The organism is Nocardioides marinquilinus (genome assembly GCF_039543705.1).
Lineage (GTDB): Bacteria > Actinomycetota > Actinomycetes > Propionibacteriales > Nocardioidaceae > Nocardioides > Nocardioides marinquilinus.
On sequence record NZ_BAABKG010000015.1, the window covers coordinates 1 to 587 of the forward strand.

Below are 587 nucleotides of genomic sequence, written 5' to 3' on the forward strand. Positions count from 1 at the left end.
AACATACAGATAACCATCTGCGGTGATAAATTATCTCTGGCGGTGTTGACATAAATACCACTGGCGGTGATACTGAGCACATCAGCAGGACGCACTGACCACCATGAAGGTGACGCTCTTAAAAATTAAGCCCTGAAGAAGGGCAGCATTCAAAGCAGAAGGCTTTGGGGTGTGTGATACGAAACGAAGCATTGGCCGTAAGTGCGATTCCGGATTAGCTGCCAATGTGCCAATCGCGGGGGGTTTTCGTTCAGGACTACAACTGCCACACACCACCAAAGCTAACTGACAGGAGAATCCAGATGGATGCACAAACACGCCGCCGCGAACGTCGCGCAGAGAAACAGGCTCAATGGAAAGCAGCAAATCCCCTGTTGGTTGGGGTAAGCGCAAAACCAGTTAACCGGCCTATTCTCTCGCTGAATCGCAAACCGAAATCACGAGTAGAAAGCGCACTAAATCCGATAGACCTTACAGTGCTGGCTGAATACCACAAACAGATTGAAAGCAACCTGCAACGTATTGAGCGCAAGAATCAGCGCACATGGTACAGCAAGCCTGGCGAACGCGGCATAACATGCAGTGGA

At 50.1% G+C, this 587-nt stretch carries 1 protein-coding gene; it reads left to right on the forward strand.

The window, feature by feature from the left end:
* Positions 1–302: 302 nt before the first annotated feature.
* On the forward strand, positions 303–587 hold a 285-nt coding region (locus tag ABEA04_RS22960), incomplete at its 3' end, for an antitermination protein N (protein ID WP_345464701.1).